Source organism: Methanolinea mesophila (genome assembly GCF_017873855.1).
Classification (GTDB): Archaea; Halobacteriota; Methanomicrobia; order Methanomicrobiales; family Methanospirillaceae; genus Methanolinea_B; species Methanolinea_B mesophila.
In genome coordinates this window covers 478,873-493,073 of the sequence record NZ_JAGGKR010000001.1, presented here as the reverse complement: position 1 = coordinate 493,073, position 14,201 = coordinate 478,873, and the positions used below count along the sequence as shown (strand labels likewise).

Annotated in this window: 13 protein-coding genes and 1 tRNA gene; 2 read left to right on the top strand and 12 right to left on the bottom strand. The window is 43.4% G+C overall.

Annotation, left to right across the window (positions count from 1 at the left end; genetic code table 11):
- Window positions 1–118: 118 nt before the first annotated feature.
- From J2741_RS02370 to J2741_RS02315, 12 genes are all read right to left on the bottom strand, one after another.
- On the bottom strand, window positions 119–1,738 hold the full coding sequence (locus J2741_RS02370) for a putative manganese-dependent inorganic diphosphatase (protein ID WP_209673447.1): 1,620 nt from the start codon (window positions 1,736–1,738) through the stop codon (window positions 119–121).
- Between the two features lie 315 nt (window positions 1,739–2,053).
- The gene (locus J2741_RS02365) at window positions 2,054–2,320 is read right to left on the bottom strand and encodes a SemiSWEET family sugar transporter (protein ID WP_209673446.1); all 267 of its coding nucleotides are present in this window, start codon (window positions 2,318–2,320) and stop codon (window positions 2,054–2,056) included.
- A gap of 171 nt (window positions 2,321–2,491) precedes the next feature.
- Entirely contained in the window at window positions 2,492–2,773 is a 282-nt protein-coding gene (locus J2741_RS02360; RefSeq protein WP_209673445.1) for a hypothetical protein, read from the bottom strand.
- Window positions 2,774–2,928: 155 nt separating this feature from the next.
- A complete protein-coding gene (locus tag J2741_RS02355; RefSeq protein WP_209673444.1) occupies window positions 2,929–4,149 on the bottom strand; it encodes a glycosyltransferase family 4 protein in 1,221 nt (406 codons plus the stop codon).
- A gap of 41 nt (window positions 4,150–4,190) precedes the next feature.
- Window positions 4,191–5,384, bottom strand: a complete 1,194-nt coding sequence (locus J2741_RS02350) for a glycosyltransferase (protein ID WP_209673443.1) — start codon at window positions 5,382–5,384, stop codon at window positions 4,191–4,193.
- A gap of 13 nt (window positions 5,385–5,397) precedes the next feature.
- Entirely contained in the window at window positions 5,398–6,486 is a 1,089-nt protein-coding gene (gene wecB / locus J2741_RS02345; protein ID WP_209673442.1) for a non-hydrolyzing UDP-N-acetylglucosamine 2-epimerase, read from the bottom strand.
- Complete coding sequence (locus tag J2741_RS02340) at window positions 6,483–7,541, bottom strand: polysaccharide biosynthesis protein (RefSeq protein ID WP_209673441.1); 1,059 nt, start codon at window positions 7,539–7,541, stop codon at window positions 6,483–6,485. Before J2741_RS02340 ends, wecB begins: the two co-directional genes overlap by 4 nt.
- 1 nt (window position 7,542) lies before the next feature.
- Window positions 7,543–8,427: a dTDP-4-dehydrorhamnose reductase family protein gene (locus J2741_RS02335; RefSeq protein ID WP_245249355.1), complete on the bottom strand. Its 885-nt coding sequence runs from the start codon at window positions 8,425–8,427 to the stop codon at window positions 7,543–7,545.
- Between the two features lie 166 nt (window positions 8,428–8,593).
- Window positions 8,594–9,586 carry a glycosyltransferase family 2 protein gene (locus tag J2741_RS02330; RefSeq protein ID WP_209673440.1) on the bottom strand — a complete coding sequence of 331 codons (993 nt, stop codon included), beginning with the start codon at window positions 9,584–9,586 and terminating at the stop codon, window positions 8,594–8,596.
- The gene (locus tag J2741_RS02325) at window positions 9,547–10,350 is read right to left on the bottom strand and encodes a hypothetical protein (protein WP_209673439.1); all 804 of its coding nucleotides are present in this window, start codon (window positions 10,348–10,350) and stop codon (window positions 9,547–9,549) included. The genes J2741_RS02330 and J2741_RS02325 overlap by 40 nt, the downstream gene beginning before the upstream one ends.
- Before the next feature lie 456 nt (window positions 10,351–10,806).
- Window positions 10,807–12,063, bottom strand: a complete 1,257-nt coding sequence (locus J2741_RS02320) for an ABC transporter ATP-binding protein (protein ID WP_209673438.1) — start codon at window positions 12,061–12,063, stop codon at window positions 10,807–10,809.
- A gap of 15 nt (window positions 12,064–12,078) precedes the next feature.
- Window positions 12,079–12,852 (bottom strand): ABC transporter permease, encoded by a 774-nt coding sequence (locus J2741_RS02315; RefSeq protein WP_245249353.1) that lies wholly within the window; start codon window positions 12,850–12,852, stop codon window positions 12,079–12,081.
- A 156-nt stretch (window positions 12,853–13,008) separates the two neighbouring features.
- On the opposite strand from J2741_RS02315, the gene gmd reads away from it, so the two are divergent.
- Window positions 13,009–13,977: a GDP-mannose 4,6-dehydratase gene (gene gmd / locus J2741_RS02310; protein WP_209673436.1), complete on the top strand. Its 969-nt coding sequence runs from the start codon at window positions 13,009–13,011 to the stop codon at window positions 13,975–13,977.
- A gap of 55 nt (window positions 13,978–14,032) precedes the next feature.
- Window positions 14,033–14,104: transfer RNA gene (locus J2741_RS02305), tRNA-Arg, on the top strand.
- Window positions 14,105–14,201: the final 97 nt, after the last annotated feature.

The window sequence follows — 14,201 nt, the reverse complement described above, 5'->3', positions numbered from 1 at the left end:
ATAGGGTATTGTTATTCAATTACATACTGTAACCAAAAGGAAAAAGGAATTTTTTGAAAAATTTTACGAATCAACTTTTCTGATGAAGAGTTGGATCCGCGAAATCTGAAAAAAATATTCAGATATTTTTTAGTTTTTGCCCGAAAACCGGCACGAAATCTTTCTTTCGCGACATTACTCCCCCGAGCCGGACCGGCTGCGCCTCATAACCGAGCTCGGCGAGGAGCGTGTGGTCGCCGGCAACGAAAAGATCACTCGAATTCCCAATAATATCGGTGAAAAGCGCCATATAGAGATCGACCCCGTGCCCTTTCCTGAGCTGCTCCAGGTGTTTCCTGATCTCGCCTCCATGCGCGGCCGCATAACTTCCGGAAGCGGCCATCACCTGGGCGATGATGATATCCCTTCCAAAGAGGAGGTATCGTTTGATATCCTGGGTGAGCAGCTCGTCCAGAGGTTTATTCTCGAGGTCCATCCCTTTCCGGATGAGGTCTGTCCCGAACTTCACCGGGTCGAGTCCGGTGATTCCCGAGAGATAAGACACCACCTTCTCGTCTTTCTGGGTGGTGGTAGACATCCGGAGTACGAGCGTGTCGGAGAGGATCCCGGCCAGTAGCATCCCCGCCGTGGGATCCCGGGGGTCGACGGAAGACTCCATGAACTTGGAAGCGATGATCGTAGAGGTGGAGCCTACGGGTTCGTTCAGGAACCTGACCGGTTTGAGGGTAGAGATCGCCCCGAGCCTGTGATGGTCAATGACCTCCAGGATCTCCGCGTACTCTATTCCCTCGACCGACTGGGCATACTCGTTGTGGTCGAGGAGTATCACCTGCTTTTGTATCTCCTCGAGGAAGGTGTTCCGGGAGATCATGCCGAGCAGTTTTCCGTCGCGGTCCACTACGCACGCAGTTCGGTATTTTGAATCGGTGACCAGCTTCTTGGCGTACGAGAGCGGTTCTTCGAGCCGGATTGTGGGAACGTCGGTGGCAACCACTTTTCCCGCGGGAAGCGAGAGATGGACCATTCTTCCGACAGAGAAACCGTCGAGCGGGGTCCCGATGATGGAAACGCCCCGATCCTTTGCCGCGGCGAGCGCGCGGTTCCCTACGGGGGCGCCTTCCGCCACGATCAGCGCTGCAATCCCGGCTGAGATGAGCGCCAGCTGTGCGGGCTCGTTATCTCCCACAATAGCTACATCTTCGTGGGTAAGGCGGGAAAGGGACACGTGCAGCGCGTCGATGACGATGGTGACTCTTCCCCGCAGTTCCTCTTTTGCCTGGGTGAGCACCTCACCGCTCAGGATCCTGGCTAGGGTGGCGAGGGGGATGGGGCCGATCGTGAGCTGCTCCCCTCGTGTATCAGGGGTCACGTAGGCCTTGGCCAGTCCGTGCTCGCTCACCAGCCCCACCAGTGCGCCCCGGGAATCGGTGATGGGGATGTTTCGCACCTCGAACTCGTCCATCATCCCGGCTACGTCGATGGTGGGCATATCTGCCGGAGCGCTCTTCGTGTAAAAGAAGGGGATATCGGAAACGGCAGGCTCAACACTCTCGATCGGGAGAGGCGGCTCGAGCCCGAACGTGGCAAGGGCGAACCTCGTCTCTGCGTTAAGTTCCCCGGAATATGCCGGAACGTATTTGCCGGGCTCCTCCCTGTTCAGGAACTCGGCATACCCGAGCACACTTCCGATGCTGTCCGTATCCGGGTGACGGTGCCCGATCACGTATACCTGCTGCATGAATTCTCCTCCCGGGAGGGCTACCACCTGTGTGATACCCTTGCTCCCTTTTATAAAACCTGATATTACTACGCGATATGCCGGTAAAAAGATCACCCTGGCAGCAAAGGCATCCCGGGGGTGCAGGCAGGAGTGCGCAGGAATTTTGTTAGGTAAATCTTCGGAAATGAGTAAAATCATTGAAAATATCGCAGTATTCGACAGTCATAGCCGGCCGAAGGATAACGCACGGGGTGTTCGACCAATGGATTGGGATGGAACGTATAGTCTCAGCAGGGTCTCACTCGTGGAAGACCTTCCTTCTTGGTAATCGGGTCAGGGTGTTCTTCTCCTATAATGGTAATACAGGATCAGCGCCACGACGAGGGTTGCGAAACTGACGATGTTCGCCCCGACGACGACCGGGTCCTGGATCGCGTAGCCATAGATTGCCCAGAGAAAAACCCCTGCAGAGAACTGGAACAGCGTGAGGACACTGACATCGTGGACCAGCTTCGTCCTGTACATCTTCAGGATCTGGGGCACAAACCCGAACATCGTCAGGAGCGCCGCGACGGACCCGATCACAATCCACGGAATCATAATTGTCAGATCACCCTGAGGTGGGCCATCCGGGGTGAAAATTCTTCTTATGAATTTTTTAGGTTTTTTTAAAAATTTATCCCAACATCACTACGCGCTCAAAAAAACGGTGAACAATACGAAAACGCCGGACCCCTGAAAAGTTACAACAGAATTACCGAATTTCGCGGATCAGGCTACGTCTTCTTCCTCGTCCGATATTATCCGCAATTCCCATTCCTCTTCATCGAATTCGATCTGGCCCGTACCGTTGCAGACAGGGCATTCCACGGTCTTGGAGATTTCATTGCAGCCGTCAGATTCCGGGAGCTCGTCTTCCGCGATGGTATCCTCGGTTTTTATATGGAAATATCGCCGGGTCTCGTGGGATTCAAGGGCCTGGCAGATCCGGTACTGATCGTTCGGGATCTCCCCGGTCCCTTTGCAGCGGCGGCACGTGAGGAGGATGGTCATGAAGACTTCAGATTAATTTTGAATGAACTCTATATTCAAAGTTGTTCTCTATAATCTGCTATTCTATAACTTCCTTCAAAAATAAGAAGGATGAGACTGGGAAAAATATGAAACGAAAACGAAGGATAAGCACGGATGAAGGAAAAGAATTTATTCTACGCAGATCGCCTTTTTGCCTGTAGTTCGGAATATTCTCTGTATAACCTTTCATAGTGGATTTCAGGACTGTATCGGCGATTGTATAAATCGTACGAATTTTTGCTCATTTCCTGAAAACGGTCCCGGTCCTTCAACACAGAAAGAATATTTCCTGACAATAAACGGACATCGGAAGGGTTTACCGTCAACTCATCTATGAAAAGACCTTCAACGCCACATTGATCACTCACTATTAGTGGTCTGGCATATGCAAGAGCTTCTAGGTTAACGAGGCCACAGATCTCAAGGCACATTGAGGGAAAAACTACAACGTTCGCCCTTTCATAGAATCCCCCTAGATCGTTCTGGTTGACGTACCCGTGAAATTGAACCGCCTGGTCGAGGTTCAGGGATTTGGATAGTAATTTTAATTCATCCAGATATGGCCCGTCACCACAAATATGCAGCACGGCGGCAGGAAATTCATTGCGAACCTCCAACATTGAGAGAATTACGTACTGAAATCCCTTTTCTTTACTAATTCTTCCCACACAGAGGATGTTTCCCGGTTCTACACCCGATGTATCCGGCAATGTCAGAGGACGATCCACAAAGTGCTGGATGACACTCATATTTTTAGCTCCGCAATTGAGCAGCCGTTGTTTTAACTGGTTGTTCGGTGCGATGATTCTGTCAACGATTCTCTTGGTTAAATTCCATTTAAGTGCGTATGAAGGAGCAATTGCCAAAAATTTCCAGGTGGGAAGGCAACGATTTTTAAAACATTCTATTCCGTAGGAATAGCGGCATAATTCCCCGAAAGGTTTTTTAGATGTTTCACTCATGCAAACTACAGTATATGCGTGAACCGATTGGATAACCGGGATCCTCAATCCATGTAATGCAATCAGCACCGAAATTCCATATCTGTCATTTGCGTTTATATGAATAATATCCGGCTTTATTTGGGAAATCCAGTGCCGTAATTTTAAGATGATGCGCGGGTTAATGTAAAATCTTGCAAAATAACGGAGAATGTAACTGCCCGGATATTGATCCCTGTCGTAAAAATGATCTCTTACAATGCACATGGACTCGTCCGTGAATTCTTCACGATTTGAAAAGGAGAAGAGGAATGTATCATTCCCATGCGCCTTTAAAAGGCGCATTAAAGAACTGACATATATCTCTCCTCCGCCAAACGCATCATAATTAGAATGGATTAGGAGGATACGCATACGTCACCTACTCTCGCACTGCCATCAGACTTACTGGTGATTTATCTGGTCGTCTGGTTCTCATAGACTATCCGTCTGAATTGTGATCTAATCCGATCCAGATTGAAATCGCGATCTGCGGCGCTCTTTGCAGCATCTCCGAGATTCTGCCGAAGAGATCTATCTTCAAGCAGCTGTCGGATGGCACCTGCGAGATCTTCCACACGGGTGGAATCGACGACAATTCCGCAGTTATTTTTCTTGAAATACCAGGATACAAAAGATCCCGCTGGGGCATGAACCAAAATGGCTCTGCCTGCTGCAAGATACTCTCCCATTTTACCGGGAGAAGCCGAATCAATGATAAAATCCGGATATTTGGATCGAAATGCCAATGGAAGGAACAGGATATCTGCATTCTCTTGGATATCAGGGATGGACGTTATGCTCTGATGCGGATGGATCACTACGAACGGACCAGTTATTCTTTCCTTCACCAATCTGGCCTTTCTTCGTCCCGTGTAAATATGAAGTTTAACATCCCTGCGATTTATTAATTTAAGGGCACTGATCATATTCCGGAACGCATCGTAATGTGCTTCCCCTACGTCTCCTGTGTATACTATCCGTAGGTTCGTACTTGAAAACCCTGAATTCCCCGGACGTTTGTAAAAGTCCATGTTTACCGGGTTATGAATTACATCTGACTCGATCCCGTACCGCTTATGGTATTCCCGTTTCAGGCATTCGTTCGCAACAATCACTTTTTCTGCATTTTTAATGACGAGTGGTCCCGTTTCTCCCGCGAATTTAAGCTCAGACCTATTGTGCCATTGAAGTATGTAGTCATCAAAAATGTAAAAATAAAGGGGGATTTGCAGTTTTTTACATGCGGAACAGACTGCGTCAGGTTCAAAAAGGTCTGCAGTGCATACAATTGCCAGCTGGCACCCGTTTTTTGCGAGTATTTTCGTGTAGTCCGAGGCTCTCTTATTAAGATATGCCCTTAAAAAAATTTTAACCCCAAAAAAATTTGTAATGAGGATGAATTGTTTAAAAAGGATGTGTAAACCAGGCATGTAAAAATATTCGGAGTTAAATCTCTCTGTGCAAGAGTCCCTGCATTTTTTGTGGTAATCGCGAGTGGAAATTACAATGAAGTCGTCGGAGGGTATGTCCTGTAGCAGTTTATACAGGACTACGGCCTGGCCCGAGGGAGAAGGTGGCAGGACAGGCGAGATAATTGCAAACTTCATCGGAAATACCACATCAGGAAAAATGAGAATAGCCTTTCACAATTTTCAGAACAGTTCCACTCACATTATCCACGAGGTATTCACGAGGTACTATCCATGAAGGCGACAATTCTGTGACGGTCCTGACGCATTGCACTATCATATCCTCATCCGCGCCGCTGAGCATATTGCTCCCGGATTCTATCGTTTCGGGTCTTTCCGTCACATCCCTGATTGTAACATTCGGTACTTTAAAAATACAGCATTCTTCCTGGACTGTTCCACTATCGCTAATCACACAATATGCATTTCTCTCGAGATTTATGAAATCAATGAATCCAAAAGGTACGCAGAATCGGAGACCTTCGGAAATCCCACTCAAATCGGCTAACTCCAACCGTGCCTTTGTCCGCGGATGCACACTCACGATTACCGGCAGACCGAGAACAGAATGCAGTGTATTCAGTCCCTTGACTATCGAACGCAGGCGTTGAGGATCATCCACATTTTCGGCTCTATGCAAAGTTGCGAGAAGATACGAACCTCTCTCAATTCCGAGTTTTTCCATAATCGATGACGATTCGATACTATCTCGATACTGTAGCAATACTTCGTAAATCGGATTTCCGATAACGAATATCTTTTCACCGGGGATTCCCTCTCGTAAAAGGTTCATACAGCTTCTCTCGGTGTAGGGCATCAGGATATCGCTGCAATGATCGATTACTCTCCGGTTAATCTCCTCGGGAACGCGATCGTCGTAGCACCTATTGCCGGCTTCCATATGAAATACCGGGACCCCCAATCGTTTCGCGACAAATGCCGAAAGACTACTGTTGGTATCGCCAAGGATGAGGAGCCTGTCCGGCCTTTCACGCACAAGGATCTTTTCGGTCTCTTGGATTATGGTGCCGACCTGTTCCCCAAACGTGGATGATTTTACCCCTAAATAATAATCTGGTTCTCTTACGTTCAGATCCCGAAAAAAAATATCGCTAAGGTTTACATCATAGTTCTGGCCGGTGTGGACGAGTGTATGGTCCCCTGACTGGTCCAGTTTTCTTATTACCTGGCTGAGACGGATAATTTCAGGTCTTGTCCCCAATACCGTCAGAACCTTCATCTTAGCAATTCACCTTCTCCCGGGGTCTGCTGTTCGAGTAAAAGATTGAATTTTTCCATCTGTTTTTTCAATTCACTAATGCTCATTAAATTGTCAGCGGAACTAAATTCATGACCAATAATTTCTCCAACCCCTTCTTTTGGCAATAATTCGGGGAGAATTGGGAGTATTACGTAGTAATTTCCCCTCGAGATAGTCCGATGAGCCTCTTCTTCTGAAACAAGAATTTCATGAACCTTTTCACCAGGGCGTATCCCGGTCACAATAGTATTAATCGCTCTATTCCCAATCAAAATATTTGCGATATCAGTAACCTTCGCAGACGGCACTCTTGGAATAAAGGTTTCTCCACGTCGGCCAGATTTTATTGCAGCAAAGATGGTGTCGACCGCCTGATCAAGACTGAGAAGGAATCTCGTCATATCTTCGGTGGTGATAGTTACCGGTCCCCCGCTCTTAATCTGTTCATGGAACAAGGGAATAACTGATCCACGCGAAGCGAGCACGTTACCATACCGTACACAGATAAATCTTGTATTTTTACAATCCATATTTGCGTGGATAAACACTCTTTCCTGGATTGCTTTGGTCATTCCCATGACATTGACGGGCTTGCACGCTTTATCCGTAGATATGCCCACTACAGTTTCAATTTTCAGATTATGTTCTCTTATCGCTCTGATAATGTTCTCTGGTCCCAGGATATTGGTCTGGACTGCTTCGAAGGGAAAATATTCACAGGAAGGGACTTGCTTCAAGGCAGCTGCGTTAAAAACGATGTCTACATCTGGCAATACTGCACTGATGCTATGAAAATCTCTGACATCCCCTATCCGGAATTCAAGGAGTTGTTGAAAATTATTATAGATTACTTCATCGGTTGGACATTTTAGATTTTGATACTCGACACGCATTGCATGTTGTTTAGCCTCATCTCGTGAAAAAACAATTATTTTTTCTGGTAACCCCATTTCTCCTGAAAGCAGTCTGCGAACGAGTACTTTTCCAAGTGAACCAGTTCCACCGGTTATTAAAACAGTTTTCTCTGTTAACATGTTAGTCCCTCAAATTGGAGTACGGCGTAGAATCACGATGCATTTCTTCAATCATTTCTCTCCACCCGGGAATAAAAATTTTTGTTTTAGACTTGAATTTTTGAGAATTCAAGCTTCTATCACTAATTTCATAATCATTGGGAAAAATCTCAATTTTAAGATCATAAATATCCCTGACTAAATTAAGGAGATCAAGTTTGCTAATTGATTGTGAGGATACATGGTACAGACCGGAAATATGTGGATATTCAACAATAATCTTCTCAAGAATCTCTGCATGGGCATTTGTTGTCAAACCCGAAAAGATGACTTTTCTGAATCCCTGTACTGATTTTCCATTCTGCGAGAGGAACCATTCAATAAGTCCATGAGATGACGTAAGCTCACGGCCTATAATTGAGGTCCTAATTGTGAGACAATTTTTTTCATTTAGTTCTCCAAGTAATTTTGTCCTTCCATAAAGATCGTTCGCATCGGGAAAATCCTCTTCTGAGTAATTCCCTTTATTTCCCGAAAAAACACAATCCGTACTATAATGAATAAGTCTGATCCCGCTATTTCGACAGACGCTTGCGAGCTGGTGTGGAAAAAGTGAATTAATTGATATACTTTTTATTGGATCGTGTGCTTCTGGAAGCTGTTTTACAATCCCAATTGAGTTGACTATCACATCTGGCTCAATTTTATGAATTTCAGAAATCAGTGTATTGAAGTGAAGGGCATCGATATTCTCTATTAAGTTCATTTTACCGAAGACCGGATGACCTTTTATTGGCAATTTCTTTCTTACTGTTCCATATACCGTATGTTCCCTTGAGAGAATTTGAATGACTTTATGCCCCAGCATCCCCGTAGCGCCTAGAACCAGAATTTTCATCGGAATCATTTATTTTATTTGAAGTCTTAATAAAAAAGTTTACTTGATGATGGTCGGTGAACAGCTCAAAATAATTCCTGAATACAGTTGGTTTTCGGTGATCTTCAGTCCTTAAAGATAAAAATAATGCGGATATTATTCAATTAAATTTATTATATTAATAATTGGGGGGAAATTAAAAATTTTTCATTTTTATAATTGCTGAGTTGAAGAAATTCTTTAATGATATGAAATTATTTTTCATTATCTTAAAAAATATTGGAGTATTGTCAACTGTTAAAAATTCATAGTTGTCTAAATTTTGAATTTTAATTGACTTCAGAGGGAAATAATTAGGTTGTTTATAGTAACGCTTTAACGGAATTGAATTTTCTACAATTGGAACGTCTTCATCTTTCTCACCCTCCTTGAAATGATACACAATCGAATCCAGTGAGGTAAAATGTTGAACGCCAATATTTGATAATTTCCTATAAAAATTTTGGTCGCCGAATTCTACAACATCCTTAAATGATTTACCTGCAAGATTTCCTTCTGGATACAGGCCCACTTTTATTGCATTTTTCTTAAAAACGGCGCAGGGCATATATGCACCTCCTTTGGTCAAACCCGTCACCTTTTTTTGTTCAACGAACTTTAAAAAGCCCGTTTCATCAAAGTTTTTTGGGCTATTTCCAAAGTCACAATAAGATGCATCAGGGAATATGCCATGTTCCGGATGATTTCTCTCAACCAAATGAGATGTGATAATAGAGTCTGGGCCTAAATATTTCAATAAATTTTCAAGCCAGTCAGGAGAAAAACAGTTATCGCTATTGACAAGGACAACAATATCCCCGCTTGCTGAAGTAATCCCTTTATTATACCCTTTATAGACATATTGCATATATTCGGGTTCTCCATAGCCCGAATTAAAAAGTTCTTCAGGGGTTCTTTTTTCATTATTATTGATTATAAATTTATATCCTCGTTTTACGAGATGTTCGATCAATTCTTCGGTTGCATCATTTGCAACAAAAAAAAATTCTGCATGGCCCGTACGAATCATAGGAGTATATTTATTTACTGATTCATATATGAAATCAGCATATTTTTTAGATTTATATATTAGTGATATAATTGATATTTTTACCATGTTATCCCCTTGTTTTCCAAATATTGAGTCCACAATGCTTTAGTATTTATTCTATCCCATTTCTGCCTAAAGACGTCTTCCCTTGGAGAATTAGAGGGGATAAAGTCTCTTTCTAATGAAGAATCGTATAGACGTACAGGAAGATCACAGGCCATCGCTTCCCATTCGAGCATAAAATAAGACCTTAATAATCCCGTAAAAAGTATGAAATTCGCACAATTCATCAATTCACTTAATGTCTCTTGATTTACCTTAATGAAATTATGGCCTCCGGAAAAATTATCTGATTCAAGATCCCATTTCCAGACAATAATCCAATAAATATCCGGATGATTTTTTGCATATTCTAGAACCCTGTCATATCCTTTCATAGGATGGGTAGTGCCTCCCCAAAAGCCGATTTCCTTATCGAGAGGCAGACCATATTTTTTTCTGAGTAATTCCTTATCCCTTTTTGGTTTGAACAATTCTGTATCGACACCAATCGGTAAGACATCGACATGACCAAATTCCTGGTAATATCTGGCGGCTAAGGGACTTGAAACAGTCCTATAAGTGCAGTATTTTGAACACTGAAAAATTCTTTCAATTTTTTGATCCCAAATATCCTTTTTAAAAACTTCCTTCATTTCCGGATACAATTCCCATAAAAGAGCGATGCTTTTTCCCGGTAGGTTTGGAAATCCAAGAGTTGAGTATTGCAATAGAATATCGTCGGAGGACATTCTATTTGGAAGGCCAAATTTGGACGAAGGAAATTCCCTTTTAAACCACGTCCAAAAGGTATCTTCTCCCAAACCGCTTATTACTTCTGGGTTCAAGTAAATCATTTTTTACCACTTATTTCAGATTAAACGGAATACTTTTTTTCAGAATTTGATTTTAAAACTATTAATTTTTACTCGTTAACAACAAAAAAGAAAAAAATCCGGCTCTGTAGAATTCCTCAATAACGATCAGAAGAGAAAAGGAATTCAGTATTCTTGAGGTATTTGAAAAGTTATTATCTGACCTTGACATTAAGCTCTTCACGTTGCGTCTATGAAAGGTGATCAGAACGGTAAATATTTTTCAATGGTCGTTCCCTGAGTTTACATTTTCATTTGTGTTCCGGTCTTATTATTAGCAAAAACAAAGTTTCCTCAGGGCCGGTAATTCACTGCTTAAATTTTGATGTGGGATTTTCGTGAATGAAATATTTTGGACATGTCCATGGAATAAAAGAAAAACCGATATTGGAGTAAAATTTCACTCTAAAAATTATTCATTGACCATTCGCACTGCGGACTGACCATTCCGACAAAATTTTTCCGTAACGGCCTCCCTTCAATATCGATGTCACTAACTTGAAATTGAATTGAAATAGGGATAAAATCAATAATTCCGGGCCCATTTGCTCCGAGACTAATGGTATAAAAACCAGGTCCGAGAATATTATTCTCAAATTTTATTATAAATTCGATCGCTCCAGCTTTGAACTGTGTCACATTGAGTGAATCAGATAAATATGAATTGAACAGACATAATCCCATAACAGAATCGATACTAAAACCAAATTGGATATCACTTATTGTTTCGGTCAATTTTCCTGAGATTTTTAGGCAAAAGGGTTCATTTAATCTGATATATGATGTTTGTATATTGTTGGAATTCAATATTTCAATTTTAACCCACTTAAATTTACTCGATTCGATGGAATTTACGCGTAAATCGGTGCTTGTGAGATCTGCAATTCCACTGTCGATAGTATCCTGGCTCGATAGATATTCCTCAATGACTTCATTTGTCTCACCAAATTTTTTTAAAATTCCATTTTCCAACATAATGCATTTATCACACAATCCGGCTATTGCTCTCATATTGTGGCTGATAAATAGTATTGTTCGACCACTCCTGGACACATCCTTCATTTTATTTAGACATTTTTTCTGAAATTCGTTGTCCCCTACTGCTAAAACCTCATCGATTAGAAGAATTTCAGGATCGAGGTGTGCAGCAACTGCGAATGCCAGTCTTACATACATTCCGCTTGAATATCTTTTCACAGGAGTATCGATAAATTTTTCAATTTCTGCGAAACGAACTATTTGCTCAAATTTCGCATCAATTTCTTTTCTTTTCATTCCTAAAATTGAACCACTCAAGTATACGTTTTCCCTGCCTGTTAACTCTGGGTGAAAACCCGTCCCCACCTCGAGCAAAGAACCTACACGGCCATGGATTTCAATTTCTCCTTCGGTGGGAAATGTTATTCGGGATAAAATCTTCAACAAGGTACTTTTTCCCGCACCATTCCTTCCAATTATTCCGATAACCTGGCCTTTTTCAATCTCAAAGGAGATGTTTTTGAGCGCCCAGAACTCATTCACAACAGTTGGATTATTGGTAAATTTTTTGAAAGGCGCTTTCAATGTATCAGAAATTGCATCACGAAACGTACTGTACGACGCTCTCTGTCCAAGGCGAAATTTCTTCCCTACTTTTTTCACTTTAATTATTGCTGTATCCATTAATTCTCTCCGCCCCTACACAATATCTGCAAAGTATTGTTCCATCTTCCTGAAATAGAAAAATCCCCCGAATAAAAGGACAATCACCATTGCGACTGAAACCCCGATCAATGCATCTGGAGGAGTTGTCCCTAAAAGTGCCCATCGGAACCCCTCTATGACTCCTGCCATGGGGTTCAGTCCATAGAGCCACCTGATTGATTCTGGAAGAAGTGTGCTGGGATAAACAACCGGAGACGCAAAGAGCCAGAACTGGATAATAAATGGAAGGGTATACTGGAAATCCCGGTATTGAACGTTTAATGCTGATAGCCATAATCCAACAGCAAGTGAGGTTATCACTGCAAAAATGATAAAAACCGGTAGAAAAATCAGGTTCCACCCCGGCATAAATCCGTAGACTGCCATCATGACAACGAGAATTGAGAACGCCGCCGCAAAGTCCACAAGAGGTGAAAGCACCCCGGATAATGGCATGATCAGGCGGGGGAAATAAACTTTCGTCAGAATATTTGCATTAGTGACCATACTCGTTGTGGACCTGGTTAACCCTTCGGCAAATAACGTCCATGGAAGTAGCCCTGCAAGATTGAACAAAGGATAGGGAAGGCCCTCCGAGGGGATATGGGCCAGTCCACCGAAGAATATCGAGAAGACCACCATCATAAACAAAGGCTGAATTATTGCCCATGTGAAACCGAGCCCCGTCTGCTTATAACGCACCTTAACGTCACGCCAGGTAAAAAAATAGAGAAGTTCATGATACTGCCAGAGCTCCCCGAAGTCCATTGGTACCCATTTTCTCGGGGGTCGGATGATAATTGTAGGGACTTCTGTATTCTCCTGCGAGACCATCTGACTAAATATCTGAATGCTCCTCTATAAAAAGATATTAAGTAAAAATACTGTGATTACCAATATACAACAGGATCTGATGCTGAAACCATGACTAAAACAGCTTTAATCACCGGAATTACAGGGCAGGATGGATCGTATCTCGCGGAATTACTCCTGGAACAAAAATATGACGTATATGGGCTTGTCCGAAGGCTCAGTACCCCGAATACGACAAATATCACACATATCGTCGATAACATTCATCTTGTTGAGGGAGACCTGATGGACCAGAGCTCCCTAGACACTGCGATCCAGCAATGCAGACCCGATGAAGTATACAATCTGGCGGCCCAGTCATTTGTTGCAACCTCCTGGCAGCAACCGGTTCTGACCGGCGAAGTCGACGCACTTGGGGCGCTCCGGGTCCTGGAAGCAATCAGAAGGAATAAAAAGGATTGCCGCTATTATCAGGCCTCTTCGAGTGAAATGTTCGGGAAGGTCCAGGAAACGCCACAAAATGAAAAAACACCGTTTTATCCCAGGTCTCCCTATGGTGTGGCCAAAGTCTACGCATACTGGGCTACGATCAATTATCGCGAGAGTTACGAAATGTTCTGTGCAAATGGTATTTTATTCAACCATGAGTCGCCGCGCAGGGGAATCGAATTCGTTACCAGGAAGATAACCGATGCGGTTGCACGTATCGATGCAGGGCTCCAAAAAGACCTAAGGCTTGGCAATCTGGATGCCGAGAGGGATTGGGGATATGCCGGAGATTATGTCAAAGCCATGTGGAAGATGCTCCAACATGACAGTTCGGATGATTTTGTAATCGCTACAGGTGAGGCCCACTCCGTCAGGGAGTTCGTCGACCTTGCATTCAAGGAGGTCGGTCTGGACTACGAGGACTATGTCCTGGTGGATCCGAAATTTTTCCGGCCAGCCGAGGTCAATTTCCTGATGGGAGATTCGTCAAAGGCGAGGAATATACTTGGCTGGCAACCGGAAGTAAAATTCGAGGATCTTGTAAAAATGATGATGAAGGCCGATATCGAACGATATGCCCGAAAGAGGTGAATGAAAAAGGCACATCTATTTATCTTTGTAGTTCGAAGGTTATAGGCAACTCTCTGTCCCGGTAGGGTAGTGGATATCCTAGAAGCCTGCGGAGCTTTTGACCCGGGTTCAAATCCCGGCCGGGGCGTTACATTTTTCTGCAAAATCAGCGCTGGTACAATTTATTACAAAATATCAAGCCCCTCGCCTGAACTCATTAACGACAAGGCTGTTCAATTCATAAT

What these genes read in the sequence shown, in the direction of transcription:
- J2741_RS02370 (WP_209673447.1), bottom strand. Translation starts at nt 1,738, where the DNA reads ATGCAGCAGGTATACGTGATCGGGCACCGTCACCCGGATACGGACAGC.
- J2741_RS02365 (WP_209673446.1), bottom strand. Translation starts at nt 2,320, where the DNA reads ATGATTCCGTGGATTGTGATCGGGTCCGTCGCGGCGCTCCTGACGATG.
- J2741_RS02360 (WP_209673445.1), bottom strand. Translation starts at nt 2,773, where the DNA reads ATGACCATCCTCCTCACGTGCCGCCGCTGCAAAGGGACCGGGGAGATC.
- J2741_RS02355 (WP_209673444.1), bottom strand. Translation starts at nt 4,149, where the DNA reads ATGCGTATCCTCCTAATCCATTCTAATTATGATGCGTTTGGCGGAGGA.
- J2741_RS02350 (WP_209673443.1), bottom strand. Translation starts at nt 5,384, where the DNA reads ATGAAGTTTGCAATTATCTCGCCTGTCCTGCCACCTTCTCCCTCGGGC.
- wecB (WP_209673442.1), bottom strand. Translation starts at nt 6,486, where the DNA reads ATGAAGGTTCTGACGGTATTGGGGACAAGACCTGAAATTATCCGTCTC.
- J2741_RS02340 (WP_209673441.1), bottom strand. Translation starts at nt 7,541, where the DNA reads ATGTTAACAGAGAAAACTGTTTTAATAACCGGTGGAACTGGTTCACTT.
- J2741_RS02335 (WP_245249355.1), bottom strand. Translation starts at nt 8,427, where the DNA reads ATGATTCCGATGAAAATTCTGGTTCTAGGCGCTACGGGGATGCTGGGG.
- J2741_RS02320 (WP_209673438.1), bottom strand. Translation starts at nt 12,063, where the DNA reads ATGGATACAGCAATAATTAAAGTGAAAAAAGTAGGGAAGAAATTTCGC.
- J2741_RS02315 (WP_245249353.1), bottom strand. Translation starts at nt 12,852, where the DNA reads ATGGACTTCGGGGAGCTCTGGCAGTATCATGAACTTCTCTATTTTTTT.
- gmd (WP_209673436.1), top strand. Translation starts at nt 13,009, where the DNA reads ATGACTAAAACAGCTTTAATCACCGGAATTACAGGGCAGGATGGATCG.